The following is a 26638-nucleotide window of genomic DNA, read 5'->3' on the forward strand; positions in this document are numbered from 1 at the left end:
GACACAGAAGGGAGCCCCCATGGATTTCGGCGTCGTCCTGCAGACCAACCCGCCCGCCTCGCGCACCGTGCACCTCGCGAAGCTCGCCGAGCAGTACGGGTTCAGCACCGCGTGGACCTTCGATTCGCACCTGCTCTGGCAGGAGCCCTACGTCATCTACAGCAAGATCCTCGCCGAGACCCACCGCATCAAGGTCGGGCCCTTCGTCACCAACCCGGCGACCCGCGACTGGACGGTAACGGCGTCGATCTTCGCCACCCTCAACGAGATGTACGGCAACCGCACGATCTGCGGCATCGGCCGCGGCGACTCGGCCGTGCGCGTCACGAACGGCAAGCCCGTGACGATGTCCGAGCTGCGCGAGTCGATCCACGTGATCCGTGAACTCGCGAACTCGCGCAGCGTCGAGTACAAGGGCTCGGAGCTGCGGTTCCCGTGGTCGACGGGCTCCGAGCTCGAGGTGTGGGTCGCCGCCTACGGCCCCATGGCGCTGAAGCTCACGGGGGAGGTCGGCGACGGCTTCATCCTGCAGCTGGCGGACGTCGACATCGCGGCGTGGATGATCAAGACGGTTCGGGATGCCGCGGAAGCCGCCGGCCGCGACCCCATGTCGATCAAGTTCTGCGTCGCCGCCCCCATGTACATCGGCGACGACTGGGCGCACATGCGCGACCAGACCCGCTGGTTCGGCGGCATGGTCGGCAACCACGTCGCCGACATCGTCGCGAAGTACGGCATGCACGGCACCGTGCCCGACGCGCTCACCGACTACATCCGCGGACGCGAGGGCTACGACTACAACACGCACGGCAAGGCCGACAACGACCACGTCGACTTCGTGCCCGACGAGATCGTCGAACGGTTCTGCGTGCTCGGCTCGGCCGACCAGCACATCCAGAAGCTGAAGCAGCTCGCCGAGCTCGGCGTCGACCAGTTCGCCGGGTACCTCCAGCACGACAACAAGGAGGAGACGCTCCGGGTCTACGGCGAGACCGTCATCCCCGCGATGACCGAGCACCTCACGGCGAAGGCATGACGAGCACCGCGCGTCGCATGGGCGCCGTCGGCTGGGGGATCGCCGGCGTCGTGCTGCTCGTCGTGCTGTGGGAGGGCTACAAGCTGCTCGCCCCTGCCGACGGCGTGCTCATCGGCGAGACGCGCGTGCTGCCGCGCAACACCGACCTCGCCATGCCCCACGTCTGGGACATGTTCGCCCGCCTCGCCGAGCCCGTGACGCGCTCGCCCTCGGCGCAGCCGCTGTGGCTCGTGATCCTCCTCGGCGCGCTCACGACGCTCGGCATCGCCGCCGCGGGATGGCTCGTCGGCGTCGTCGTGGGCATCGGGCTCGCGCTCGTGATGCAGCGCTGGCGGATCGCCGAGTGGGGGCTGCTTCCGTGGATCGTGCTCAGCCAGACCGTGCCGCTCATCGCCTTCGCCCCGATCGTGAAGAGCTGGGGCTCCCGCGTCGAGATCGGCCCCCTCGAGTGGCAGGACTGGATGTCCGTCGCGCTCATCGCGAGCTACCTCGCGTTCTTCCCGATCGCGATCGGCGCGCTCAAGGGCCTGCAGTCGCCCGACCGCATCCACGAGGAGCTCATGCAGAGCTACGCCGCCGGCTACTGGGCGACGCTCGCGAAACTGCGGTTCCCGGCGGCGGTGCCGTACCTGCTGCCCGCGCTGAGGCTCGGCGCGGCGAACGCCGTCATCGGCGCGGTCGTCGCCGAGGTGTCGACCGGACTCCAGGGCGGCATCGGGCGCCTCCTCATCCAGTTCGCCGGGCAGGCCTCGGGCGACCCGGCCAAGGCGTGGGGGCCGATCTTCGGCGCCGTCGTCCTCGGCCTCGTGGCCGCCGGCTCGGTCGCGCTGCTCGGCGTGATCCTCAAGAACTACCGACGAACGGAGGAAGCCGCATGAGTGCTCCCGAGAACGCTGCCGCTCCCGAGACCTCCGCGGTCGCCGTCGCCGTACGGGGCGTCGACAAGGTCTTCGACACTCGCGGCGGGCAGGTGCACGCGCTCGAGGGCATCGACCTCGAGATCGCCGCGGGGGAGTTCGTCTCGCTCATCGGACCGAGCGGGTGCGGCAAGTCGACGCTCATGCGGCTCGTCGCCGATCTCGACGCGCCGACCGCCGGGTCGATCTCGGTGTTCGGCAAGACGCCTGCGCAGGCCCGGCTCGACCAGGAGTACGGCATCGCCTTCCAGCAGGCGGGCCTGCTGCCGTGGCGCACGGTCGCCGCGAACGTCGCGCTGCCGCTCGAACTGCACGGCGTCGCCCAGTCGGCGCGCCGCGCGAAGGTCGACGAACTGCTCGACATGGTCGGGCTCGCCGAGTTCGCCGACCGCTACCCCGACCAGCTGTCGGGCGGCATGCAGCAGCGGGTCGCCATCGCCCGTTCCCTCGCCGAGCAGCCCCGGCTGCTGCTCATGGACGAACCGTTCGGCGCCCTCGACGAGATGACGCGCGAGAAGATGCAGGCCGACCTGGTGCGCATCGCGGGGGAGACGGGGGCGGCCGTCGTGTTCGTCACGCACTCGATCCCCGAGGCGGTGTTCCTCTCCGACCGGGTGGTGGTGATGTCTCCACGGCCCGGGCGGATCCGCGAGATCGTGCCGATGCGGCTGGCGGGCGCGGCCGGCGCGGCCGGAGAGGTCGCTGCGCCCGGCAGCCGTGCGGCGCGCACCGAGGGACTCCGCGAGGACCGCTCCTTCTTCGAGATGGTCACCGCCGTGCGCGAGGCGCTGCACGGCGCCCCCGTCGCGACCGGCGCGCGCGGAGTGGAGACCCGCTGATGTCCGCGCCCATGAGCCCCCGCACCGAGACGACGCTGCGCATCGTCGCGCCGCTCGCCGTCGGGCTCATCGTGCTCGGCGTGTGGCAGTTCCTCGTCAGCGTCGTCGGCGTCTCCGACTACCTGCTGCCGAGCCCCGCCTCGATCGTCGAGGCGCTCATCGCCTCGTGGGACTCGATCGTGCAGGCGACGATCATCACGGGCACGAACGCGCTCATCGGCCTCGTCGTCGGCTCGGTGCTCGGCATCGCCCTCGCCGCGCTCGCGGCGAGGTGGCGTGCCGTCGATCGCATGAGCGCACCGGTCGTCGCCGCCCTCGCCGTCGTCCCGATCGTCGCCCTCGCGCCCGTGCTGAACTCGATGTTCGGCGCCGACAGCCAGTTCGGGCGGCAGGCGATCGCCGCGATCGCCTCGTTCGTGCCGGTGTTCCTCAACACGCTGCGCGGATTCCGGCAGACGACGCCCGTGCACCGTGAGCTCATGCGCGCCTACGCGGCGACCCCGGGTCAGGTGCTGCGCACGCTCACCCTGCCGACGGCGCGGCCCTTCATCCTCACGGGCATCAGGATCGCCTCCTCGCTCGCCGTCATCTCGGCGCTCGTCGCCGAGTACTTCGGCGGGCCGCGCGGTGGCCTCGGCAGCTTGATCTCGACCTCGGCCGCGTCGAGCGCGTACGCCCGTGCGTGGGCGTACGTCGTGGCATCCATCGCCCTCGGCCTGCTCTTCTACCTCGCGACCCTCGCCCTCGAACGGCTCGTGCTGCGCGGCCGGAGGCCCGCCGCACGAACCCCAGGAACCCGCACCACCGCCATCGGCACCGTCAGCACGACCAGCACCGCCGTTCCACGCTGAGCACCCGCACAGCACTGCACTCGAAGCACAGAACAGGGAAGGACTGACATGAAGCACAGCACACGCCGCGGACTCGCGGCCGGAGCGTTCGCCGTCACGGCTGCGTTCCTCCTCGCCGCCTGCTCGTCGGGCGACTCCGGCTCGGACGGCGGCGATTCCGCCGACGGCGAGCTCACCCCCGTGAAGCTCCAGCTCCAGTGGCTCCCGCAGGGGCAGTTCGCCGGCTACTTCGCCGCCGTCGACCAGGGCTACTTCGAAGAGGAGGGCCTGGACGTCGAGATCATCCCCTCCGGCGGCGACATCGTGCCGCAGGACGCGCTCGCCAACGGCGACGTCGACTACGCGATCGCATGGGTGCCGAAGGTGCTCGGCTCGATCGAACAGGGCGCGAACCTCACCGACATCGCGCAGATCTTCCAGCGATCGGGCACCCTGCAGGTGTCGTGGGCGGACTCGGGCATCGAGTCGGTCGCCGATTTCGAGGGCAAGAAGATCGGCTCGTGGGGCTTCGGCAACGAGTGGGAGATCTTCGCGGCGATGGCCGCGGAGGGTCTCGACGCGACGACCGTCGAGATCATCACGCAGGACTTCAACATGAACGCGTTCCTGCAGGGCGACATCGACGCGGCGCAGGCGATGACGTACAACGAGTACGCGCAGCTGCTCGAGACGGTGAACCCCGACACGGGTGAGCTGTATCAGCCCGAGGACTTCAACGTGATCTCGTACGAGGACACCGAGGGGGCCATGCTGCAGGACGCGATCTGGGCCGACACCGAACGCCTCGACAGCGACACCGAGTACCAGGAGACGACGGTCAAGTTCCTGAAGGCCGTCATCAAGGGCTGGGCGTTCGCCGCGCAGAACCCCGAGGATGCCGCGGACATCACGATTGCCGCAGGTTCGGGCTGGGGTCCGAGCCACGAGCTGTGGATGGTCAACGAGACCAACAAGCTCATCTGGCCCTCCGACAGCGGCATCGGCGTGATCGACGAGGCCGCGTGGGACAAGACCGTCGCCGGCGCGCTCGCCGCGGTGAACGAGGCGGGCGACCACCTCATCACCGAGGAGCCGCCCGCGACCGCCTGGTCGAACGAGTGGATCGAGAAGGCCCTCGCCGAGCTCGAGGGCGACGACCTCGACCTCACGGGCGCCGACTGGTCGCCCATCGACGTCACCCTCGAAGAGGGCGGCAACTAAACACTGCTCGTGGGTTGAGGAGGCGCGCCAGCGCCGTCTCGAAACCGGATGCCGCAAGCGATGGTTTCGAGACGCGTCGCGCTTCGCGTGGCGCTCCTCAACCCGCGGACGGGAACAGAAAGGCAGCGAAGCCATGACCGAGAACCTCGACGACCTCGACGAGCTCGCCCGCGAACTCGATCGCGCGCACGTGTTCCACTCGTGGTCGGCGCAGGCCCAGAGCCCCGGCCTCGTGGTCGCGAGCGGCCGCGGCGCCCGCGTCTGGGACCACGCGGGACGCGAGTACCTCGACTTCTCGAGCCAGCTCGTGAACGTCAACATCGGCCACCAGCACCCGGTCGTCGTCGCCGCGATCCGCGAGCAGGCCGAACTGCTCACGACGATCGCCCCCTCGACGGCGAACCTCGCCCGCGGCGAGGCGGCGAAACGCATCGTCGCGCGCGCACCGGCGGGCTTCGAGAAGGTGTTCTTCACGAACGGCGGTGCGGATGCCAACGAGAACGCCATCCGCATGGCGCGCCTGCACACGGGGCGCGACAAGGTGCTGTCGACGTACCGTTCGTACCACGGCAACACGGGCTCGGCGATCGTCGCGACGGGCGACTGGCGGCGCGTGCCGAACGAGTTCGCGCGCGGGCACGTGCACTTCTTCGGGCCGTACCTCTACCGCAGCGAGTTCTGGGCGACCACGCCCGAGGAGGAGTCGGAGCGGGCGCTGCACCACCTGCGCCGGGTGATCGAGTCGGAGGGGCCGACGTCGATCGCGGCCGTGCTGCTCGAGTCGATCCCCGGCACCGCCGGCATCCTCGTGCCGCCGCCCGGCTACCTCGAGGGGGTGCGCGAGCTGTGCGACCGGCACGGCATCCTGCTCATCCTCGACGAGGTGATGGCGGGCTTCGGCCGCACCGGCCGCTGGTTCGCCTTCGACGGCTACGCCGTGCGACCCGACCTCATCACCTTCGCGAAGGGGGTGAACTCGGGCTACGTGCCCGCGGGCGGCGTCATCATCTCCGACGAGATCGCGGCGACGTTCGACGAGCGGGTGTTCCCGGGCGGGCTCACCTACTCGGGGCATCCGCTCGCGATGGCCTCGATCGTCGCGACGCTCGACGCGATGGCCTCGGAGGGCATCGTCGAGCATGCGCGTGCGGTCGGCGCCGAGGCGATCGCGCCCGCCCTCGAGGACCTCGCCGAACGGCACGCCCTCATCGGCGAGGTGCGCGGCGAGGGCGTCTTCTGGGCGGTCGAGCTCGTCGTCGACCGGAGGACCCGCGAGCCGCTGCAGGCGGCGGCGATGGGCCGCATCAAGGCGGCGCTCGTCGAGCGCGGGCTTCTGCCGTTCATCCAGGACAACCGCATCCACGTGGTGCCGCCGTGCGTCGTCACCGCCGACGAGGTCGCCGAGGCGGCCGCGATCTACGACGAGGTGCTCGCGAGCGCCTCCGCCGAATAGGACAAGGGGAGAAACCACCATGACCGAATTCATCGAGCACTGGATCGCCGGGGCATCCGTCGCCGGCGACGCCGAACGCAGCGGGCCCGTCTACAACCCGGCCCTCGGCACCGAGCAGCGACGCGTGCGCTTCGCGTCGACCGCCGACGTCGACGCGGCCGTCGAAGCGGCGGCGCAGGCGTTCCCGGGGTGGCGCGACACCTCGATCGCCAGGCGTCAGCAGGTGATGTTCAAGTTCCGCGAACTCCTGGCGGGCCGCACCGGCGAGCTCGCCGCGATCCTCACGAGCGAGCACGGCAAGGTGCTGGCGGACGCCGCGGGCGAGATCGCGCGCGGCCTCGAGGTCGTCGAACTCGCCTGCGCGATGCCCGCCTACACGAAGGGCGAGTACTCCGAGAACGTGTCGACCGGCATCGACGTGTACACGCTGCGGCAGCCGGTGGGCGTCGTCGGCATCATCTCGCCGTTCAACTTCCCGGCGATGGTGCCGCTGTGGTTCTTCCCGCTCGCGATCGCGACGGGCAACACGGTCGTGCTGAAGCCCTCCGAGAAGGACCCGTCGGCCGCGGTCTGGCTCGCGAAACTCCTCCAGGAGGCGGGCTTGCCCGACGGCGTGCTCAACGTCGTGCACGGCGACAAGGTCGCCGTCGACGCGCTGCTGCACCACCCGACGGTGCGGTCGATCTCGTTCGTCGGCTCGACCCCCATCGCGCAGTACATCTACGCGACCGCGACGGCCAACGGCAAGCGCGTGCAGGCCCTCGGCGGGGCGAAGAACCACATGCTCGTGCTGCCCGACGCCGACCTCGACCTCGCCGCCGACGCCGCCGTGAACGCCGGCTTCGGCTCGGCGGGCGAACGGTGCATGGCGATCAGCGCGGTGCTCGCGGTCGAGCAGGTCGCCGACGAGTTCGTCGCGAAGGTGGCCGAGCGGATGTCACGGCTCACCACCGGCGACGGCACCCGCGGCACCGACATGGGCCCGCTGATCACGCGCGAGCACCGCGACAAGGTCGCCGGGTACCTCGACATCGCGACCGCCGATGGGGCCTCGCTCGTGGTCGACGGGCGCGGCGCCGAGGTCGACGGCGACCCGAACGGGTTCTGGCTCGCCCCCACGCTCGTCGACCGGGTGCCGACCACCTCGTCGGTGTACCGCGACGAGATCTTCGGGCCGGTGCTCTCGGTCGTGCGGGTCTCGGGCTACGAGGAGGGGCTCGAGATCATCAACTCCTCGCGGTACGGCAACGGCACCGCGATCTTCACGAACGACGGGGGAGCGGCGAGGCGGTTCCAGCGGGAGGTCACGGTCGGCATGGTCGGCATCAACGTGCCGATCCCCGTGCCGGTGGCCTACCACTCGTTCGGCGGGTGGAAGGACTCGCTGTTCGGCGACGCGAAGGCGTACGGGGCGCGTGGATTCGACTTCTACACGCAGGAGAAGGCGATCACCTCGCGCTGGCTCGACCCGAGCCACGGCGGGCTCAACCTGGGGTTCCCGCAGCACGACTGAGCCGTCGTGCCGGTCGAGTAGGCGCGCAGCGCCGTATCGAGACCACGAAGCGCGGGTGTGGTCTCGATACGCGACTTCGTCGCTACTCGACCGACGGGGTGGTCAGCGGCGCGCGAACGCCGCGATGCGCGCCTGCGCCTCTGGCGTCGCGAAGGCGGCGCCGATCGTGCGGGCCTCGTCGTCGAGCGCGTCCTGGAAGGGTCGTTCGAGGCCCGAGCGCACGAGCCGCTTCGCCTGCCCGAACGCGCCCGTCGCGCCGTCGAGCCACGACTGCGCGATCGCACGCGCGCGCCCCGCGACCTCCTCATGCGGCACGACTTCGGTGACGAGCCCCCAGTCGAGCGCCTCCGCGGCGCTCAGCCGGCGCGAGGTGAGCGAGAGTTCGAGCGCGCGGCGGGTGCCGACCGCCTCGGGGAGCAGCGTGCTCACCCCGCAGTCGGGCGTGAGCGCCATGTCGGCGTAGCGGCTCGCGAAGTTCGCCTGCTCGCTCGCGACGATCACGTCGGCGACGAGCATGAAGCCGAGCCCGCCGCCCGCGACGGGCCCCTGCACGGCGGCGACGATGGGCTTCGCGCTCTCGCGGAGCGTGCGGTGCCCGTCGTGGATGCGGTCGGCGAGTTCGGTGATGACGCCGGCTGCGCCGAGGCCGTCGCCGCCCGCGGAGGCGAGCTCCGACATGGCGAGCACGTCGCCGCCGGCGCAGAACGCCCGGCCCTCGGCGTCGAACAGCACCGCGCCGATGTCTTCGCGGCGCGCGACCTCGTGGGCGATCGACTGCCAGAGGCCGATGGCCTCGGGGTCGACGGCGTTGAGGCGGGCGGGGCGGTTGAGGGTGATGCGGGCGAGCCCGTCGGTCACGTCGAACAGGATCGCGTCATCGGCCATGGTGCCGGAGCCTACCGGGCCGGGCTCGTCGTCGCGCGTGAATTGGCGGCGGCCTCACGCGGTGCCCCCGACGCGCGCATGTTCGCAGTAGGCCATCGCCAACCGGGTCGTAGACCGCAGCGGTCGGCCGCGTCAGCCGATGGCCGTGTGCGCCGTCGTCGGCTCGGTGCCGATGAGGGCGGACGGGGTCCAGCCCGAGTAGCGGCGGACTTCGCGCACGAGGTGGCTCTGGTCGGCGAAGCCGAAGCGCGACGCCACCTCCGCGGCGGGCAGCCCTCTGAGGGCGATCGCGGCGCGCTCGAACCGAACGAGGCCGGCGGCCGCCTTCGGCCCGATCCCGACATGTTCCGCGAAGCGCGAGCTGGCGTACCGCGAGCTCCAGCCGGTCTCCTCGACCAGCTCGGCGATCCGCACGCGGCCTCCGGAGCGATCGATCTGCCGCCACATCCAGCCGACGAAGGGCTCGAGAGGCCGACCGTGCTCGAGCAGGCCGAGCAGCACCCGATCGATCAGCTCGAAGCGGCGGGGCCAGTTCGGGGCCCGCAGCAGTCGATCGAGGAGCCGGTCGCCGAACACCGGATTCACGTCGGCGAGCTCGACCACGCGTGCGGCGAGCTCGCGACCCGGCAGGCCGAGGAGGCGGGTGACGCCGAGCGGGGTGAGGTAGATCTGCAGGCAGTGCTGCTCGGACTCGAACGAGGTGGTCGCGTGGCCGGGCATGATGCCGGCGATGAACGAGGTGTGGCGCCCGACGCCCTCGCCGACGGAGAGGTCGACGACGTCGAGCGGCGGCCCGAGCGACAGCACGACCGGGATCAGGCTGCCCGCCACCTGACGTCGGACGACCGGCCCGGCGGCGCGTTCGTCGTGGCCCACGATGCCCGCGACGAGCCCGGCGAGCTCGGGGCGCACCCGATGCCGCACCAGGACCGGCCCCGGTGCGGCGGCCTCGTGCCTCGTGTCGTCGGTCACCGCCGGTCGATTTCCTTCAAGACGGGCTCGTCCCGCATGAATGACCATGAGACGCGGAAGGAGTACCTGATGCGCAGATTGATCGCGATCGAGTTCCTCTCGGTCGATGGAGTCATGCAGGGACTGGGGTCGCCCGACGAGGACCGCGAGGGCGGCTTCGAGCACGGCGGATGGGGAGCACCCTACGCCGATGCCATCCACGCCTCCAGCGGTTCGGGCGGGATCGGCGGCACCACCGCCTACCTCTTCGGGAGGAAGACCTACGAGAAGATGGCCGCCTACTGGCCGTCGGTCTCGGACGACGACCCGATTGCCGCCCATCTGAACGCCACGGAGAAGCACGTCGTGACCGGCACGCTGACCGAGTTCGGGTGGAGGAACACGCGGCCGGTGACCGGCGATCTCGTCGACGGCATCCATGCACTGAAGCAGGCGGGGGACGGCGACATCGCCGTGCTCGGCAGCGGAGTACTCGTGCAAGCCCTCCTGCGGCAGAACCTCGTCGACGGGCTGCGGCTCTTCGTCCACCCGCTTCTCATCGGCTCGGGCAAGCGCCTCTTCGGTGAGCTCCCGAGTCCGCGTCCGCTCAGGTTGACGGCATTCGACACCACCCCGCGGGGAAGCCTCGTGCTCGCATACGACCTCGAGCTCGGCACGGGCTCATGACGCGGAGCAGGTCGCGGGCTCAGACCCCGAAGTCGCCGGAGGGCGCGATGAGCCGGGTCACCTCGCCGGTGTCGGCGTTGCTCAGCACGATGACGAAGAAGTGGCGGTCGCCTGACGCGGCGGGGTTCGGGGGGATGGCGACCTGGCCGAGCTGCGAGACGATCGTGTTGACTCCGGTCGACGGCTCGATGTACGGAGCCCCGCTGGTGACGCCGATCGTCGCCGTCGAGAGCTGGTCGCTGACCTTCACCCCGGTCGCCGAGCCGATGCCGGGGTCGGTGCCGATCGGCAGGCCGCCGGCCGTCGGCGCGTCGACGAACACCCAGTGGTTGGGGATGTCGGGCACGGTGCCGGGGGTCTCGGAGTCGTAGAGTCGCAGACCGTCCCACTCGTGGACGATGCCGGGCGGGGTCTCGAGGCCGCCGTCGTCCGGTGTCTCGACCGCGGCGCCCAGCACCTCGGTCAGGCCCGCGACGACCTCGTCGGTCGGCTGGAAGTAGTCGTAGCTCACGAGCGGCGCGCCCTCAGCGTCGAAGACCGTGATCGCCTCGGCGGAGATGCCGATGGATGCAGCTGCCGGCGGCTCCGTCGTCGCCGGGGTCGCGCTCGCCGTCTCGCTCGGTGACACCGTGGGAGATGCGGTGGACGGCGTGCACGCGCTGAGCGCCACGAGGGCGAGGAGCGCGGTCGAGGCCAGCAGGACGGGGCGTGCGAAGGAGCGCGGCATGACCGGAGCGTATCGGTTCGACGATCGGCCGGGATCAGGGTGCGCACTGTTGAGCGAGGAGCTCCGACCAGCTCAGGTCCGTCGGGCGAACGTCGTCGCGTCAGGGGCGCTCTCGGTGTGCTGCCGCTCGAGCCGCGCTGCCTGCGCGACGAGCACGTCGAGCACGGTGCGCACCGCGAGTCGTTCGGCGACGTCGGGGCGCACGAGGGCGACGATCTGACGGGCGGATGCCACGCCGCGGAGCGGCTTCAACACGATCGAATCGGGAACGGCGCCGCTCGTGAACCGCGGCACGAACGCGATGCCGAGCCCCGCCTCGATGAAGGCCTCGATGATGCGCATGTCGCTGAAGCGCTGGGTGACCCGCACGCGGCGGCCGGTCTGCTGCTCGATGGCGTGCAGGATGCGCTCGAACGGGAAGCCGGGAGGTACGCCGAGCCACGACTCGTCGACGAGGTCGGCGGGGGTGAGGTGCGAGCGGCCGGCGAGACGATGGTCGGCGGGCAGGCCGATGTCGAGCGGTTCGGTGAGGAGCGGCATCGCGCGGAGGCCGCGCCCGCCCCAGGGGAGCACGCCGGGCATGGTGTGGGCGAGCACGATGTCGTAGTCGCTCGTGAGATCGGCGAACTCCGCGAGTTCGGGGTCGAGGTCGGTCGCGTGCACGACGAGCCCGTTGACCTGCGAGAGCTCGAGCATCACTGCGGGCAGCAGGGCTGCGCCGATCGTCGGGAAGGTCATGAGCGTGACCTCGCCGCTCGGGTGGTTGCGGAACTCGTCCCACAGGGAGGTGGCGCGCTCGAGGGCGATGGCGACGTCGGTGGCGCTGCGGGCTAGCGCGTGCCCGGCGCTCGTGAGCACGACCCCGCGCCCGCTGCGTTCGATGAGCGGGACCCCGGCCTCGCGTTCGAGCACCTTGAGCTGCTGCGACACGGCCGACGGGGTGCGCCCGGTCGCTTCGGCGACCGCGGTCACGGAGCCGCGCTCGGCGAGTTCGCGGAGGAGATCGAGCCGGCGCACATCCATGAAGCAACACTACATCATGGTTGTAGAACTGTGAGCTTGTGCTGAAAGTTTCGACGCGGAAGAATAGTGCATGTCGAACACGTGCAACGGCGCAAGGTCGCTCGGCCAGCCCGCATTGTCTTCGTCGAAAGGGTCCATCGTGATCAGCATCATCGTGCTTCTCGGCACCGTTTCCGTTGCCGCCGTCGCCGGCGCCGTCGTCGTCACCGCTCGTGACGGCTACCGCCGCCAGCCGCGAGAGACGTTCGCGCGCACCGTCTGAGTGCCGCGAATCCCCGGAGGTCCGTTCTCCGGGATTGCAGGGCCGCCGCGCGGGGGAGGGACACCCCGCGGGGCGGCCCTTCTTCTGTGCGCCGTGGGGGGGGTGCGGCCGTCGGGCGGCACCCGCCCGGTGCGTGTGCACGGCGGGCATCGGAGGGTTCATGGGGGGACTCCGATGCCCGCCGCCGTGTCGCTCGACACCCGGTGCCACCGCCCGATAGCGTGACCGCCAGGAGTACATCTCAGGCGGGAAGACGGGGGACCGATGGCGCACGTGGTCGCAACAGGGGCGGGCAAGGCGATGATGGAGCGGCGGGCCGATCCGACGCACGACTACATCCTGCGGCTCACCGGAAAGGACCGCCCGCGGGTCCTCTTCGTGGGCACCGCGACGGGGGACGAGGCCGCGTACACGCTGAGCTTCTACAAGACCTACGACGCCGACCGCTGCGCCCCGCATCACCTCACGCTCTTCCACCGAGACCTCGACGACCTCGCGGGCTACGTGAAGGGCTTCGACGTGATCCACGTCGGCGGTGGCAACACCGCGAACATGCTCGACGTGTGGAAGCGTCAGGGCCTCGACGAGATCATGCGCGAGATGTGGGAGGACCCTGCGTCGAACGTCGTCTTCACCGGCGGCTCGGCCGGCGGCATCTGCTGGTTCGAGGGCGGCACGACCGACAGCTACGGGCCGACCCTGCAGGTGCTGCCTGAGGGACTCGGCTTCCTGCACGGCAGCTTCTGCCCCCATTACGACGCGGAGGACCAGCGGCAGCCGCTGTTCCACGAGGCGCTCCTGAGCGGCGAGCTCGCGACGGGGTACGCCGTCGGCAACCTGCAGTCGCTTCACTTCGAGAACCAGGAGTTCGTCACCGCGATCAGCCCCGTCGACCCGGCGCTCGCGCTGCGCGTCGAGGCGATCGACGGCGAGATCGTCGAGACCCCCCTGCCCGTGCAGGTGCTCGAGGCTCGCGGCCCGATCGTGAAGGGCCCGAGCGCGTGAACGACAACGTCTGGATCCTCGTCGCGCAGCTGATCGTCGTCGTCCTGGCGATCTTCATGGGCACCCGCACGAGCGGGATCGGGCTCGGCGTCTGGGGCCTCGTCGGCGTCGCCGTGCTCGTGTTCGGCTTCCAGACCGCGCCCGGCAGTGCGCCGGTCGATGCGGTCTTCATCGTGCTCACGGTCATCACGGCGGCCTCGGTCATGCAGGCCGCCGGCGGCATCGACTGGATGGTGTCGGTCGCGGCCAAGGCCATCAAGTCCCGGCCGAAGAGCGTCGTCTTCCTCGCGCCGGCGATGTCGTTCCTCTTCACCGTGGGCGCCGGGACGGGCAACATCTTCTACCCGCTGCTGCCCGTCATCTACGACGTCTCGTACCAGCAGAAGATCCGGCCCGAACGGGCGCTCTCGGTCTCCGCCGTCGCCTCGCAGGTGGGCATCCTCTGCAGCCCGGTCTCGGCGGCGACCGCCTCGCTCGTCGTGCTCCTCGCGCCGAGCGGCGTCGACCTCGGCCAGGTCCTGCTCATCATGTGGCCGGCCTCGATCGTCGGCCTCTTCCTCGCCGCGCTCGTCATGGTGCGGCACGGCAAGAACCTCGAGGACGACCCCGAGTACCAGCGGCGCCTCGCCGAGCACCTCATCAAGCCCCCCACCGAGGATGTGACCTCGAAGAAGCTGCCGCGCACCGCGGTGCTGTCGGCGTCGATCTTCCTCGCCGGCGTGGGATTCATCGTGCTCATGGGCCTGTTCGAAGGTCTCCGCCCGATCATCGGCACCGACGACAACGGCGACCCGGTGCGCGTGTCGGTGACGATCATCATCGAGGTGACGATGGGTGTCATCGCGGCGCTCATCTTCGTGTTCTGCAAGGTGAAGTCGGCCGACGTGCCCAAGCAGACGACCTTCCCGGCCGGCATGGTCGGTGCGTTCGCGCTCTTCGGCATCGCCTGGCTCGCGAACACCTTCGTCGCGAACAACAACCAGCTCATCGTCGACGGGCTCGGTTCGCTCGTCTCGGGGTCGGCGGCCTTCGTCGGTGCGCTGCTGTTCGCGCTCGCGCTCTTCCTCGTCGCGATGCTCACGACGAGCCAGTCGAGCGCGACGAACGCGATCGTGCCGATCGGCCTCGCGATCGGCCTCCCGGCGTCGCTCATCGTGGGCCTCTGGCCCTCGGCGATGGGCATGTACACGCTGCCCGCCAACGGCTCGCAGGTGGCGACGGCCGCCTTCGACCAGACGGGCACGACCAAGCTCGGCAAGTTCGTGTTCGACCACTCCTTCCAGTTGCCGAACCTCGTCTACGTCATCTCGGCGATCCTCGTGGGCACCGCACTCTCGTTCGTGGTGATGTGATCCGGAGAGGTCGATGACCGCAGACACCGCTGATCGCGCACTCCTCCGCCGGTTCCTCCTCGGGCTCGCGGAGGGCATGAATGCGGCGGCCGACTCGGTCGACCGCGTCAGCGAGACGCTCACCCGGGTCGCCCGCGCCTACGGCGACACCGACGCCGGCTTCGTCGTGCTGCCGACGGTGATCATCGTCGAGACCGGTGAGGGCGAGAACGAGCGCGTCGCGATCCGTTCGGCGGTGAACGCCTCGTTCCGATTCGACCAGATCGCTGCGCTCTACACGCTCATCGACCGGGCCGAGCGCGCCGAGATCACCCCGCTCGACGGCATCAACCGGCTCAACGAGATCGGTGCGATGCGGCCGCGCATCGGATGGTTCGTCCGCACCTTCGGGCACGCACTGCTCGTGACGGGCCTTGCGCTGCTGCTCGCCCCGACCTGGCAGGGTGCGCTCATCGCGTTCGCGCTCGGCGCGTTCATCGGTGTTGCGAAGCTCGTGCGCTCACCGACGCTGCAGCTCGTCTTCCCGATCTTCGCGGCATTCGTCTGCGCGCTCGCCGTCTTCCTCATCGCACCCTACGTCGAGATCGGCGACCCGATCCGGCTGCTCATCGCCCCGCTCGCGACCTTCCTGCCGGGCGGGGTCCTCACCACCGGGGTCGGTGAACTCGCGGCCGGCCAGATGGTCGCTGGGGCCTCCCGCCTCGTGTTCGGCCTCGTGCAGCTCGCGCTGCTGTCGTTCGGAATTCTCGCCGCGGGGAGCCTGGTCGGCGTCGCCGCCTCGAGCTACTCGCCGCTCGAGACATCCACCGCCCTGCCCTGGTGGGTCGCGCCGCTCGGCGTCCTGCTCTTCGCGATCGGCAACTACCTGCACTTCTCGGCGCCGCGCCGCACCTTCGGCTGGGTGCTGCTGGTGCTCGTGGTCGCCTACACCGGGCAGACGCTCGGCGGGCTGTTCGTCGGGGCGACCGTGAGCGGATTCATCGGGGCGCTCGCGATGACCCCCGTCGTGCTGTGGGTCGCGACCCTGCGCGGCGGTGCACCGACCCAGCTGACCTTCCTGCCGGCCTTCTGGCTGCTCGTGCCGGGGGCCGCGGGGCTCCTCGGCATCACCGAGGCGGTCGGCACCACCCAGGGGCTGCAGGACTTCGCCGAGGCATTCACCTCGATCATGTCGATCGCACTCGGCGTGCTGATCGGCACCGCGCTCTACCGGGTCGTGCACCACGGCGCCGAAGAGCTCGCCGACTTCCACATCGACGTGCCCGCCGCGCTCGCCGAGGAGGAGGCGCCGCCCTTCTGGGCGCGGCTCGTGCCCGGCACCCCGCGGTCGATCTGGGGGGGCCGGCGGCCGCGTCCCTCCGGTCGAGTCGAGCGAGAACCACAGGCGGATGCCTCGCGGCCGACGCCGGCATCCGATGAATCCTCCCCTTCCTCTCAGGGAGGTGGGTCGTAGAGTATTCGGGTGACTGATCGACAGCCCCTCGACATCGCCGACGCCCGCCGTCGGCTCATCGACCACATCTCCGCCGACGCCGTGTTCCACGGCGACTTCACGCTCACGAGCGGAAAGAAGGCGACGTATTACGTCGACCTGCGCAAGGTCAGCCTCGACCACCGCGTCGCCCCGCTGATCGGTCAGGTCATGCTCGACGTCATCTCGGGCATCCCCGATGTCGCCGCCGTCGGCGGTCTCACCATGGGCGCCGACCCGATCGCCTCCGCGATCCTGCACCAGGGCGCGGCCCAGGGCCTTGCGTACGACGCCTTCGTCGTGCGCAAGGAGCCGAAGGACCACGGCCGCGGCAAGCAGGTCGAGGGCCCCGAGCTCGCCGGCAAGCGCGTGATCGTGCTGGAAGACACCTCGACGACCGGCGGCTCGCCGATCAAGGCCATCGAAGCGCTGCGCAAGGTCGGCGCAGAGGTCGTCGCGGTCGCGGTCGTCGTCGACCGGGCGACCGGTGCTCGCGAGATCATCGAGGCCGAGGGCGTGCCGTACCTCTACGCCATCGGACTGGAAGACCTGGGTCTGGCCTGATGAGCGGGCGGCAGGGATTCGACGACGGAGCCGACTGGCTGCTCGCGCAGCTCGCGGGCGGCGGAGCCACGGGCTCCGCGCCGCAGGCGTCCCCGCCGCAGACCCCGCCGCAGCAGCCCTCGGCGTTCGCAGCGCCCCCCGCCCCGGCCCCGCAGGCGCAGCCGTCTGCGCCGCGGCCTCCGGCGCAGCACGAAGAGGTGCTCGACTGGTTCTCGCTCGCCGAGCCCCCCGCCCGCGACGACGCCGCCACGCGAGCCCTGCCGGTCGTCGGCGAGCCGGGGCATCCGTTCGCCTCGCCGTCGGTGCCCGAACCGCGGATGCCCGCGCCGCTGCCGCCTGCCTCGATGCCGCCCGCCTCGTCGGGGCTGCCGAGCTGGACCCCGCCGTTCACCGTGGCGCCCCCGGCGCCGACGTCGCGGCTGACCGAGGTGGAACCGCCCGTGGGCGGCGCCTCGCCGGCGGCGACCGCCGCGCCGCAGGCGCCGTTCCCCGCGGCCGCGCCGATGCCGCCCGTCGCCCCCGCGGCGCCGCCGTCGTGGAACACCGCGATGCCGCCTGCCGCCCCCGTGGCGCCGCCGTCGTGGAACACCGCCGACACCGCGATGCCGCCGGCAGCCCCTGTGGCGCCGCCGTCGTGGAACGCCGCCGACACCGCCGCGCCGCCCGCGGGCATCCCGATGGTCGACCCGTTCGCCGCGCTCGCCGCTCCGGCGGCGCCCGTCGCCCCCGCCACGGCGCCCGTCGAGCCGACGCCCCCGCCGGGCCCGGTCACCCCGACCGCGCCGTTCGCACTGACCTGGGGCGACCCCGAGATCGAGTCGGAGGCCGCGCTCCGCGCCGCCTTCGCGCAGCTCTCCGACGACTCGGCACCCGCGGCCGCACCGTCGGCACCCGCGGCGCACACCCCGGCACCCGCGGCGCACACCCCGGCACCGCAGGCGCCGCTCGCAGAACCCGCCCCGAACTCCGACGACCCGTTCGCCGGGTTCTCGGCCCCCGCGGTCGCGCGCAGCTCGTTCACCCCCGTGGGCGGCATTCCGATCCAGCACCCGACCGCACCGCCCGAGGCGCCGGCCGGGTGGGCCGAGACGCCCACGCCGCCTGCCGCGAGCTACGACGACGAACTGTGGGCCGCGCTCAACGAGGCCGAGCCTGCGCCCGAGCCCGGGTGGCCGGCCGCCTCGGCCGCACCCGCCGCCGCTCCCGCGACGCCCGAGCCCGTCGCCCCGCCCGCCCCCGAGGCACCCCTGGCCGAGACGCCGGCCTGGACGCCGGGCCGTGCGTGGACCGAATTCGCGACGGCGCAGCCGGCATCCCCTGCAGCGCAGCCCGAGTTCCCGGCGCAGCCGCAGGCGTTCGAGCAGCCCGAGCCGGTCGCGCAGCAGCCCGATCATTTCGCGCAGCCCGAGGTCGTCGAGCCCGTGGCCCGTCCGAGCCGCTTCGACGCCTTCGCCGAGGAGCTCGAATGGACGCCCCGGGCCGAGCGACGCACGGTGGCCGCACCCGGCCCCGAGGCGCAGCCCGAGCCCGCGCCGTACGAGCCCCACCAGGCGTTCTTCGAGCAGCCCGCCGACGCGGCCGCCCCCGCCACCGCCGTCATGCCCGTGCTGCCCGAGGGGCAGGCGCAGACGCCGGTCGACGGGATGCTCTCGGCGCCCCGCGCGCCGTTCCCCGCGTTCGCCGCGGCGAACCCCCGGCCCGACACGAGCGGGTACGGCACGGTGCCGCCCGTCGACGACCTCCTCGCAGCCCTGGGCGGCGGTGCTGCCGCCGCGGCGGCGGCGCCCGCTGCCGCGCCTGCTGCCGCTGCACCGGTCTATGTCAACCCGGCCCCGACCCTTGCCGGGCCCGAGGCCGACGGCCTCGACGAGCTCGGTCTCTCCTTCGGGGACGACGAGGAGCCCGCGTTCGCCGAGCCCGCGTCTGCGCAGCCCGTCGTCGACGAGCCGGCGTACGAAGAGCCCGGCTTCGCCCGCGCCGCAGCCGCGGCCGAGCCCGCGGTGCGACGCGGCCTGACGGTCGGCGACGCGCAGTCCTTCGACGACGACGAGGCCGACGAGGTCGCGTACCTCTGGAACCTCCGGCCCGACCCCGACGCAGAAGACCCGCGTGCCGACTCGTCGGGTTCGGTCGCGTCGATCCTCGCGAGCAGCGCTCCGGCGCTCCCGGCCGGGGCGTTCGACGACGAGGCGCAGACCATGGGGAGCGGCCTCGGATCGCTCGTCCGGGTTCCGGCCGCGCTCCAGCCCGAGCCCGAGGCGCAGCTCGACCCGGTCGACGAGTTCTCCGACGTCTTCGCGCCGGGCACCGCAGCGTTCGAGCAGCCCGACGAGGTCGCCGATCCGCAGTACGACGCACGGTTCGACCAGCAGTTCCCCGCATCGCCCTTCGCGGAGGACCGTTTCGACGCGCAGCCCGCCGGCGACCACGACGACGACGGTCTGTCGGCGCTGTTCGGCAGCGTCGCGGCGACCGGCCCGCTCCAGCTGATCGACCCGTCGGTCGCGCGCGCCGCGGCGGCCTCACCCGCCACGGCGCTCCTGCAGACCGCCCCTGCGGCACAGCTCTTCGCCGGAGCCGCAGGCAGCGGCGCGGGCGGCGCAGGCGGTGCAGCGGGCGCGGGCGGCGCGGGCGCAGGCGGCTACGCCGGCGGACCGATCCGCGGCGGCGGCTCGAACACCCCCGCGAACGGCGGCCGCGGCCCCGCAGGCCCCTCGTACGGCTCGGGTTCGGGTTCGGGCGGCGCCGCGGGCGGCTCGGGTTCGTCCGGCAGCGGCGGCGGCCGTGGCATCCGACCGCTCGTCTGGGTCGCGGGCGGCCTCGTCGCCGTCCTCGTGCTCGTCGGGCTCTTCTTCCTCGGCACGACGCTCACGAAGAGCAGCAACGCCGCGGCGCCGAGCGGTTCGCCGTCGGCGAGTGCGAGCGAGACGCCCGCTGCGGCGCCGACCGCACCGCAGCCCGCGGGCGTGCACGCGTGGAACACGTTGTTCGGCGGCGAGTGCGTCGACCCGTTCACCAACGCCTGGCAGGACGAGTACACCGTCGTCGACTGCGCCGCCCCGCACGCCGCGCAGCTCGTCTACCGCGGCACCCTCCCGGGCGACGCCGCAGCGCCGTACCCGGGCGAGGCCGAGCTCGCCGCGCAGATGAACCTGCTCTGCACCGCTCCCGGCGTCATCGACGTCGCCGCGGTGTCGGGCATGGCAGATCTGCAGGTGCAGGGCTCGTACCCGGCGACCGCCGAGCAGTGGGAGGCGGGCGCGCGCGACTACTACTGCTTCGCCAACCGCTCGGGCGGCGAGCTGCTGACGGCGAGCATCGCCGGCGCCGGCCCGGCGGTCTGAGTCGGTGGCCTCCGGCCGAGTGGTCGTCGTCGGTTCGCTGAACGTCGACGCGACGAGCTACGTCGAGCGGTTCCCGGCCCCGGGCGAGACGATCGTCGGCCGTGACTTCGGCACGGCGCTCGGCGGCAAGGGGGCGAACCAGGCGGTCGCGGCGCATCTCGCGGGCGCCGACGTCGAGTTCGTCGCGCGCGTCGGCGACGACGCGAACGCGACGCTCGCGCGCTCGGTGCTCGCGGGCTTCGGCCTCGCGATCGACGGGGTCGTCGGCGTCGCGGACGCCCCGACCGGCGTCGCGCAGATCACGGTCGCCGACTCGGGCGAGAACACGATCGTCGTCACGAGCGGCGCGAACCTCGCGCTCACGCCCGGGGTGCTCGACGACGTGCGGGCGAGCCTCGCCGACGCCGCGGTCGTGCTCACGCAGGGCGAGCTGCCGGTCGCGACGATCGAGCGTCTCGCCGAGCTCTGCGCCTCGCTCGGCGTGCGGTTCGTCCTCAATCTCGCGCCGCCCGTCGTGGTCTCGCCCGACGCGCTCGCGGTGTGCGATCCGCTCGTCGTCAACGAGCACGAGGCGCGCGCCGTCGGCATCGGCAGGGATGTCCCGGAGGGGGCGCCGCTCGAGGACTGGTTGTCGCACGCGGCCGCCGCGGTCGGCCGGGTCGCGCGGTCGGTCGTCGTGACGCTCGGCGCGGCCGGTGCCGTCGCCGCCTCGCCGGTGGGAGCGTGGGCCGAGCCCGCGCCCGAGGTCGCCGTGGTCGACACGACCGGCGCGGGCGACGCGTTCACGGGCACGCTGGCGGCCTTTCTCGCCGAGGGCCGCACGCTCGCCGAGTCGATGCGCATCGCAGTCGCCGCGGGTGCCCTCGCCGTGCAGGCCCGCGGCACGGTCGACTCCTACGCCCCGCGCGCCGCGGTCCTCGCCGCCGCGCTCGACGACGAGACCCGCCGCGCAGAAGGAGCCACGCCAGCATGAGCATCCCCGTCATCATCGACTGCGACCCCGGTCACGACGACGTCTTCGCCCTGTGGCTCGCAGCGGGGCATCCGGCCCTCGACCTGCGGGCGGTGACCACCGTCGGCGGCAACGTCGCGCTCCACCACACGAGCCGCAACGCGCGCATCGCACTGAGCGTCGCCGGCGTCGCGGGCGTGCCGGTCGCCGCGGGCGCCGAAGGGCCGCTCGTGCGCGAGCTCGAGACCGCCGAGTGGATCCACGGGGAGAACGGGCTCGGCGGGCCCGAACTGCCCGATCCGACCGTGCCCCTCGACGACCGCGGTGCGACGGAGCTCATCGCCGACACGTTGCTCGCGGCATCCGAACCGGTGGCGATCATCGCGACGGGCCCGCTCACGAACCTCGCGATCCTGCTGCGCGACCGGCCCGAACTCGCGCCGCGCATCGCCCGCATCGTCTGGATGGGCGGTTCGACCGAGCGCGGCAACACGACGCCGTACGCCGAGTTCAACGCGTGGGTCGACCCCGACGCGCTCGACCTCGTGCTGCGCAGCGGCGTCGACTTCACCATGGTGGGCCTGAACGTCACGCACCGGGCGCTCGTGACGCAGGGCGTCCGCGACCGCGTCGCGGCGACCGGCACTCGCACGGCCGCGTTCGGCGAAGAGCTGTTCGAGTTCTTCTGCCGCACGAACGACGAGGTCTTCGGCATGCCCGACGGGCCGCTGCACGACCCGGTCGCGGTCGCCGTGCTCGTCGACCCCGAGACGGTGACGCTGCGGCGCACCCGCCTCGACGTCGAACTCACCGGCACCGAGACGCTGGGTGCGACGAGCGTCGATCTCGACGGGATGCTCCGCCGGGAACCCAATGCGCACGTCGCCGTCGACCTCGACGTCGAGCGCTTCTGGGGCCACGTCGAGACGGCCGTCGCGAACCTCGCCTGAGCGGCCGGTGCATCGGCGGACCCCCGCCGTGCGCCCGCTGCGCCGTCAGGGGCGGAGGAGCTCGGTGATGGCCTGCTTCACGTCGTCGAGGCGGTCGGCGCCGAGCGCCGTCGCGTAGGACGCCTCGATCGTCGCCACGATTCGCAGGCACTCGGCGAGTGCGCGTTCGCCCCGGGGAGTCGCCACGATGAGTCGCGCGCGGCGGTCGGCGGGATCGTTGTGCCGGGCGAGGTAGCCCCCGGCTTCGAGGTCGTCGACGAGTTCGCCCATCGCCTGCGGCGTCATCCCGGCCTGGGCGGCGAGCTGGCCGAGGCGGAGCGCCGTGCCGTCCAGCGCGCTCAGCAGCACCGAGTGGCGGACCCGCAGTTCGGGATACCCGGCGAGCGTCAGCTGTTCGAAGACGTCGTTCTCGAACTCCTTGGCCAGGCGCGCGGCGAGCATCCCGAGTGGAAGAGCGTGCTCCTGGGCCATGCCTCAACGGTAGTCGAGCGGAACTTAATCAGGTAGCCTGTCGATCAGGCAACCTTATTAATTGGATGGAGCGAACATGATCAGCGTCGGCACCCCCATTCCGAACCTCGCCCTGCTCGACAGCTCGGGCCGGCCGCAGCGCCTCCGCGACCGCATCGGGGCGGGCGGGCTGCTCGTCTTCTTCATGCGAACCGCGAGCTGCCCGATCTGCAACGCGCACGTCCGTGATCTCGAGCGGCACGCCGACGAGCTCGCCGCACGCGGCATGAGCGTGCTCCTCGTCGTGCCAGAGGGGCCAGACGAGGCCGAGGCCTGGCGGCTGCGGCGAGGCATCCCCTTCGCGGTCGTGACCGGCGCGTCGGGCACGGCGCACGAGGAGGTCGGGCTCACGCGCCGTGTCTTCGGGGCGATGCGGCAATCGGGAACCCTGCTGATCGACGCCGCCGGACTCGTGCGATACGCGCTCGGATCGACGCTGCCGACGGGTGCCTACGACCGCACCGCGATCATGCGGGCGGTCGAGGCCCTGCCGCCGATCGACTCGATGCCCGACGTCGACAAGACGGGGGAGCATGCGCCCGCGGGGGGATCGGAAAGCTGAGCAGACGGTCGCTGCGGGGGTAGCCTCGGGAGGGTGACTGCAGCTGACGCGGGCGGGGCCGCCCGCGACGAACTGGCCGCGCTCGCGCGCGACACGACGCTCTTCGCCGACTGGCCGAACGACGACCGCTTCGGAGACGTCGACTTCCGCGACGCGGCGGTGCTCATCCTGTTCGGCGTGCTCGATGCGCTGCCGAGCGACCACGCCGCGCAGGACCGCGCGGTCTCGCGGGACCTCGATGTGCTGCTCCTCGCCCGGGCGGAGACGCTGCGCTCGCACGCCGGGCAGGTCGCGTTCCCCGGCGGACGGGTCGACCCGGGTGACGGCGGGGCTGTCGACGCGGCGCTCCGCGAGGCGCGCGAGGAGACTGGACTCGACCCGGCCGGTGTCGAGGTGCTCGGCGTGCTGCCGTCGATCCCGGTGCCCTACTCGGGTCACCTCGTCACGCCGGTGCTCGGCTGGTGGCGGGCTCCCTCGCCGGTCGGGGTGGTCGACGTCGCCGAGTCGTCGGCGGTGTTCCGCACGCCGGTCGCCGACCTCGTGAACCCGGCGAACCGGTACACGACGGTCGCCCGGCGCGGCGACGACGAATGGCGCGGGCCGGGCTTCGTGCCGACGATCGAGGGGCAGCGGCACCTCGTGTGGGGCTTCACCGGGCTCGTGCTCGATCGGATGCTCGACCGTCTCGGCTGGGCCGAGCCGTGGGACGAGCGGAACGAGTTCGAGCTCACGCCTTGAGCGGCGCGTAGAATCCGACCATCGACGGGGAGGTGACGCCATGGATTGGACCGGATGGGTGCTGATCGGCCTCATCGTGGTGGTGTGGGTCGTGACGCAGTGGGCGTTCTCGTATCGGCGTGGCGCCGAGAAGATGCGCGGGCGCAACCGCGACGTCTCCGACGGCATCATCGACGCCGAGCGCGGCAAGGCGCGCGGCGGATCCTGGTCATCGTTCTGAGGCCGAGGCGCCGACGGACGCCGTCCTGGTCACTCGAGTGAGCGGATGACGCGGGCGAGCCGTGCGACGGCCTCGTCGACGACCGCATCGGAGAGGTTGCCGTAGCCGAGGACGAGTGCCTCGTGCGACGGCGCCGCGGCGGTCGCCCGGTATCGGGCGAGGTCCGAGACCGCGACGCCGAGTCGCGCGGCGGCCCCGACCACGTCGTTCGCCCGCACGCCCGGGGGCAGCGCGAGCACCGCGTGCATGCCCGCCGCGATGCCCGTGACCTCGAGCCCGGGCAGCTCGCGGTCGAGGGCGGCGAGCAGGGCGGTGCGCCGCCGCTTGAAGCGCCCGCGCGCCGCCCGCAGGTGCCGCTCGAGATCGCCCGACTCGATGAACTGCGCGAGCGCCGCCTGCTCGAGGGTCGACGGTCGCGGCCCTCCGGCGAACCGCGCTCGCTCGCGCAGCGCCGCGGGCGCGATCGCCCAGCCGAGTCCGTACGCCTGCGCCATCGACTTCGACAGCGAGCCGACGAGCACGACGTGCTCGGGAGCGAGGCTCTGCAGTGCGGCGATCGGGCGGCGGTCGTAGCGGAACTCGGCGTCGTAGTCGTCTTCGATGAGCACCCCGTCGACCTCGCGCACCCACCGCACGATCGCTTCGCGCCGACTTGGTGACAGTGCGGCACCCAGGGGGAACTGATGCGCGGGGGTGACGAGCGCGGCGCGCGCGCCCGTTCGGGCCGCGGCGGCGAGGAGTCGATCGACGTCGACGCCGTCGCGGTCGACGGGTACGGGCACCGGGGTGAGTCCGGCTGCGGCGGCGATCTCGCGCAGGCGCGACCAGCTCGGGTCCTCGACGAGGAGCGCACGGTGCCCGGCCGCACGGAGCCCCGCGACCACGGCGGTCATGCCGTCGCTCGCGCTGTGCGTGATCACGACGTCGTCGGGCGCGGCGACGGCATGGCGCGAACGCGCGAGGTAGTCGGCGACGGCGGTTCTGGCGCTCGGATGTCCCAGCCGATCGACGACCGCGAGCTCGGCGTCGGGCAGCAGTTCGAGGGCGCGCCGCACGGCCGCCGCCCAGCGCGATCGCGGCGCGTGCCGGAGGTCGGCGACGCCCGGGCCGAGATCGTAGGGCGGGCGCCGGTATTCGCCGCGCAGCGCGGGGGTCGAGACGTCGGTGTGGGGTCTCGAGACGCGTGCTCCTGCGTCGCTCGCTCCTCGACCACCGGGGGGAGGAGGAACCCGCGTGCCGGAGCCGACGGTGGCCTCGAGGAACCCCTCGGCGACGAGCTGCCCGTACGCCTCGGTGACCACCCACCGCGAGACGCCGAGGGTCTCGGCGAGGGCACGGCTCGGCGGCAGCGCCGACCCCGCAGGAGCCCGCCCGTCGGCGACGGCCTCGCGGAGGGCCCGTTCGAGTCGTTCACGCAGCGGCGCGGGCCCCGAGCCGAGGTCGAGGAGGGTCTCCCACGCGAGGGAGGGGCCCGGTGCGGGGCGGGAGCGAGGCATCCGATCCCCTCTCAATTGGTCTGGCCTTGTCGTGACTGATTGGAGTGTATGCCCGTACCGATCTGTTCCTACGCTCGACACGTCAGCCACACCAACGGAGGAACATCCCATGCGATACCGCACGATCGGCAACGGCCGCACGAGCTTCGACGTCTCGACGATCTGCCTCGGCACGATGCAGATGGGCACCAAGATCGACGAGGCGACCTCGTTCGCGATCCTCGACCGCTTCGTCGAGGCCGGCGGGACCTTCATCGACACCGCCAACAACTACAGCTTCTGGGACGGCGGCTACGGCCGCGACAGCGAAGACCTGCTCGGTCGATGGCTGCGGAGTCGCGGGGTGCGCGACCGGCTGCGCATCGCCACGAAGCTCGGCGCCGCCAAGGCCGACCCGACGCTGCCGCTCTCGAACACGCCGCCGACGAACTTCCAGGGGCTCGGGGCGGCGACGATCGACTGGGAGGCCCGCGAGAGCGCGAAGCATCTCGGGCTCGACCACCTCGACGTCGTCTACGGGCACGTCGACGACCTCGAGACCCCGCTCGCAGAGACCGTCGGCGCCTTCGGCGCACTGCAGGAGGAGGGGCTCGTCGGCGTCGCGGGCATCTCGAACGTCGCGCTCTGGCGCATCGTCGAGGCGCGCGAGGAGGCGATCCGCCAGGGCATCGCACCGTACGGCCTCGTGCAGCAGCAGTACAGCTACGTCTACCCGGCGCCGAAGCTCGGACGGCAGAACTTCGTGACGCCCGAGCTGCTCTCGTACGCGGCATCCACCGGGGTCGACGGCCGCCCGCCGCTCGCGGTGACCGCCTATTCGCCGCTGCACCAGGGGGCGTTCACGCGGAACGACAAGAAGCTCTGGGGCGGCGTGAACCACCCCACGACGCATGCGCGCATCGCGCTCCTGCGCGAGGTCGCCCGCGAGATCGGCGCGACGCCCAACCAGGTCGCGATCGCGTGGCTGCTCGGGCGCGAGGTGCCCGTCATCCCCGTGGCCGGTCCGTCGAGCGTCGCGCAGCTCGAGGAGGTGCTCGGCGCCGCCGAGCTCGACCTCGACCCCGAGGTGCGGGCACGGCTCGACGCCGACCCCGAGGAGGCGCCGCTCGCGGCATAGGCCTCGGCGTCGG

26 protein-coding genes are annotated in these 26638 nt (G+C 72.1%); 20 read left to right on the forward strand and 6 right to left on the reverse strand.

What is annotated here, in order from left to right:
* Window positions 1–19: 19 nt before the first annotated feature.
* The 7 genes from ACFVTX_RS11355 (at window position 20) to ACFVTX_RS11385 (ending at window position 7809) form a co-directional block, all read left to right on the forward strand.
* Window positions 20–1036, forward strand: a complete 1017-nt coding sequence (locus ACFVTX_RS11355; protein WP_386900087.1) for a TIGR03842 family LLM class F420-dependent oxidoreductase — start codon at window positions 20–22, stop codon at window positions 1034–1036.
* Window positions 1033–1914, forward strand: a complete 882-nt coding sequence (locus ACFVTX_RS11360; RefSeq protein ID WP_386900089.1) for an ABC transporter permease — start codon at window positions 1033–1035, stop codon at window positions 1912–1914. Before ACFVTX_RS11355 ends, ACFVTX_RS11360 begins: the two co-directional genes overlap by 4 nt.
* Window positions 1911–2792: an ABC transporter ATP-binding protein gene (locus tag ACFVTX_RS11365; protein ID WP_386900091.1), complete on the forward strand. Its 882-nt coding sequence runs from the start codon at window positions 1911–1913 to the stop codon at window positions 2790–2792. Before ACFVTX_RS11360 ends, ACFVTX_RS11365 begins: the two co-directional genes overlap by 4 nt.
* Window positions 2792–3643 carry an ABC transporter permease gene (locus ACFVTX_RS11370; RefSeq protein WP_386900093.1) on the forward strand — a complete coding sequence of 284 codons (852 nt, stop codon included), beginning with the start codon at window positions 2792–2794 and terminating at the stop codon, window positions 3641–3643. Before ACFVTX_RS11365 ends, ACFVTX_RS11370 begins: the two co-directional genes overlap by 1 nt.
* Before the next feature lie 48 nt (window positions 3644–3691).
* Window positions 3692–4843: an ABC transporter substrate-binding protein gene (locus tag ACFVTX_RS11375; protein WP_386900095.1), complete on the forward strand. Its 1152-nt coding sequence runs from the start codon at window positions 3692–3694 to the stop codon at window positions 4841–4843.
* 133 nt (window positions 4844–4976) lie between these two features.
* Window positions 4977–6296 carry an aspartate aminotransferase family protein gene (locus tag ACFVTX_RS11380; protein WP_386900097.1) on the forward strand — a complete coding sequence of 440 codons (1320 nt, stop codon included), beginning with the start codon at window positions 4977–4979 and terminating at the stop codon, window positions 6294–6296.
* A gap of 19 nt (window positions 6297–6315) precedes the next feature.
* Entirely contained in the window at window positions 6316–7809 is a 1494-nt protein-coding gene (locus ACFVTX_RS11385) for a CoA-acylating methylmalonate-semialdehyde dehydrogenase (protein ID WP_386900099.1), read from the forward strand.
* Between the two features lie 102 nt (window positions 7810–7911).
* Here ACFVTX_RS11385 and ACFVTX_RS11390 read toward each other — a convergent pair whose 3' ends face one another.
* Both ACFVTX_RS11390 and ACFVTX_RS11395 read right to left on the reverse strand, forming a co-directional pair.
* On the reverse strand, window positions 7912–8694 hold the full coding sequence (locus ACFVTX_RS11390; protein ID WP_386900101.1) for an enoyl-CoA hydratase/isomerase family protein: 783 nt from the start codon (window positions 8692–8694) through the stop codon (window positions 7912–7914).
* A 132-nt stretch (window positions 8695–8826) separates the two neighbouring features.
* Window positions 8827–9666, reverse strand: a complete 840-nt coding sequence (locus tag ACFVTX_RS11395; protein ID WP_386900103.1) for a helix-turn-helix domain-containing protein — start codon at window positions 9664–9666, stop codon at window positions 8827–8829.
* A 69-nt stretch (window positions 9667–9735) separates the two neighbouring features.
* Here ACFVTX_RS11395 and ACFVTX_RS11400 point away from each other — a divergent pair, with 69 nt between their 5' ends.
* Window positions 9736–10332, forward strand: a complete 597-nt coding sequence (locus ACFVTX_RS11400) for a dihydrofolate reductase family protein (protein ID WP_386900105.1) — start codon at window positions 9736–9738, stop codon at window positions 10330–10332.
* Between the two features lie 19 nt (window positions 10333–10351).
* Here the strand turns inward: ACFVTX_RS11400 and ACFVTX_RS11405 are convergent, their stop codons facing one another.
* Together ACFVTX_RS11405 and ACFVTX_RS11410 are read right to left on the reverse strand one after the other, a co-directional pair.
* Window positions 10352–11059, reverse strand: coding sequence for a hypothetical protein (locus tag ACFVTX_RS11405; protein ID WP_386900107.1), 708 nt, complete (start codon window positions 11057–11059; stop codon window positions 10352–10354).
* Window positions 11060–11131: 72 nt separating this feature from the next.
* Window positions 11132–12082, reverse strand: a complete 951-nt coding sequence (locus tag ACFVTX_RS11410; protein ID WP_386900109.1) for a LysR family transcriptional regulator — start codon at window positions 12080–12082, stop codon at window positions 11132–11134.
* A gap of 139 nt (window positions 12083–12221) precedes the next feature.
* On the opposite strand from ACFVTX_RS11410, the gene ACFVTX_RS11415 reads away from it, so the two are divergent.
* From ACFVTX_RS11415 to ACFVTX_RS11450, 8 genes are all read left to right on the forward strand, one after another.
* Window positions 12222–12344: a hypothetical protein gene (locus tag ACFVTX_RS11415; protein ID WP_386900111.1), complete on the forward strand. Its 123-nt coding sequence runs from the start codon at window positions 12222–12224 to the stop codon at window positions 12342–12344.
* A 264-nt stretch (window positions 12345–12608) separates the two neighbouring features.
* On the forward strand, window positions 12609–13349 hold the full coding sequence (locus ACFVTX_RS11420) for a Type 1 glutamine amidotransferase-like domain-containing protein (protein WP_386900113.1): 741 nt from the start codon (window positions 12609–12611) through the stop codon (window positions 13347–13349).
* Entirely contained in the window at window positions 13346–14701 is a 1356-nt protein-coding gene (locus ACFVTX_RS11425) for an anaerobic C4-dicarboxylate transporter family protein (protein WP_386900115.1), read from the forward strand. Before ACFVTX_RS11420 ends, ACFVTX_RS11425 begins: the two co-directional genes overlap by 4 nt.
* Window positions 14702–14714: 13 nt before the next feature.
* Window positions 14715–16154, forward strand: coding sequence for a threonine/serine exporter ThrE family protein (locus ACFVTX_RS11430; RefSeq protein ID WP_386900117.1), 1440 nt, complete (start codon window positions 14715–14717; stop codon window positions 16152–16154).
* A 33-nt stretch (window positions 16155–16187) separates the two neighbouring features.
* Window positions 16188–16736, forward strand: a complete 549-nt coding sequence (pyrE, locus tag ACFVTX_RS11435) for an orotate phosphoribosyltransferase (RefSeq protein ID WP_386900409.1) — start codon at window positions 16188–16190, stop codon at window positions 16734–16736.
* Window positions 16736–20080 carry a hypothetical protein gene (locus ACFVTX_RS11440; RefSeq protein WP_386900119.1) on the forward strand — a complete coding sequence of 1115 codons (3345 nt, stop codon included), beginning with the start codon at window positions 16736–16738 and terminating at the stop codon, window positions 20078–20080. The genes pyrE and ACFVTX_RS11440 overlap by 1 nt, the downstream gene beginning before the upstream one ends.
* 4 nt (window positions 20081–20084) lie before the next feature.
* The gene (locus ACFVTX_RS11445) at window positions 20085–21053 is read left to right on the forward strand and encodes a ribokinase (protein ID WP_386900121.1); all 969 of its coding nucleotides are present in this window, start codon (window positions 20085–20087) and stop codon (window positions 21051–21053) included.
* Window positions 21050–21982: a nucleoside hydrolase gene (locus ACFVTX_RS11450; protein WP_386900123.1), complete on the forward strand. Its 933-nt coding sequence runs from the start codon at window positions 21050–21052 to the stop codon at window positions 21980–21982. The genes ACFVTX_RS11445 and ACFVTX_RS11450 overlap by 4 nt, the downstream gene beginning before the upstream one ends.
* A gap of 45 nt (window positions 21983–22027) precedes the next feature.
* Here the strand turns inward: ACFVTX_RS11450 and ACFVTX_RS11455 are convergent, their stop codons facing one another.
* Entirely contained in the window at window positions 22028–22453 is a 426-nt protein-coding gene (locus ACFVTX_RS11455) for a MarR family winged helix-turn-helix transcriptional regulator (protein WP_386900125.1), read from the reverse strand.
* A 76-nt stretch (window positions 22454–22529) separates the two neighbouring features.
* Here ACFVTX_RS11455 and ACFVTX_RS11460 point away from each other — a divergent pair, with 76 nt between their 5' ends.
* Genes ACFVTX_RS11460 through ACFVTX_RS11470 form a run of 3 tightly spaced genes read left to right on the forward strand, consistent with a single transcriptional unit; the run spans window position 22530 to window position 24012 of the window.
* The gene (locus ACFVTX_RS11460; protein WP_386900127.1) at window positions 22530–23054 is read left to right on the forward strand and encodes a redoxin domain-containing protein; all 525 of its coding nucleotides are present in this window, start codon (window positions 22530–22532) and stop codon (window positions 23052–23054) included.
* Between the two features lie 33 nt (window positions 23055–23087).
* Window positions 23088–23792, forward strand: coding sequence for an NUDIX hydrolase (locus tag ACFVTX_RS11465; RefSeq protein ID WP_386900129.1), 705 nt, complete (start codon window positions 23088–23090; stop codon window positions 23790–23792).
* Between the two features lie 40 nt (window positions 23793–23832).
* A complete protein-coding gene (locus ACFVTX_RS11470; protein ID WP_386900131.1) occupies window positions 23833–24012 on the forward strand; it encodes a hypothetical protein in 180 nt (59 codons plus the stop codon).
* Between the two features lie 29 nt (window positions 24013–24041).
* Here the strand turns inward: ACFVTX_RS11470 and ACFVTX_RS11475 are convergent, their stop codons facing one another.
* Entirely contained in the window at window positions 24042–25508 is a 1467-nt protein-coding gene (locus tag ACFVTX_RS11475) for a PLP-dependent aminotransferase family protein (RefSeq protein WP_386900133.1), read from the reverse strand.
* 109 nt (window positions 25509–25617) lie between these two features.
* On the opposite strand from ACFVTX_RS11475, the gene ACFVTX_RS11480 reads away from it, so the two are divergent.
* Window positions 25618–26625: an aldo/keto reductase gene (locus ACFVTX_RS11480; protein WP_386900134.1), complete on the forward strand. Its 1008-nt coding sequence runs from the start codon at window positions 25618–25620 to the stop codon at window positions 26623–26625.
* Window positions 26626–26638 lie beyond the last annotated feature (13 nt).

It is taken from the genome of Agromyces sp. NPDC058136 (genome assembly GCF_042884375.1).
In the GTDB taxonomy this organism is placed as follows: Bacteria; Actinomycetota; Actinomycetes; order Actinomycetales; family Microbacteriaceae; genus Agromyces.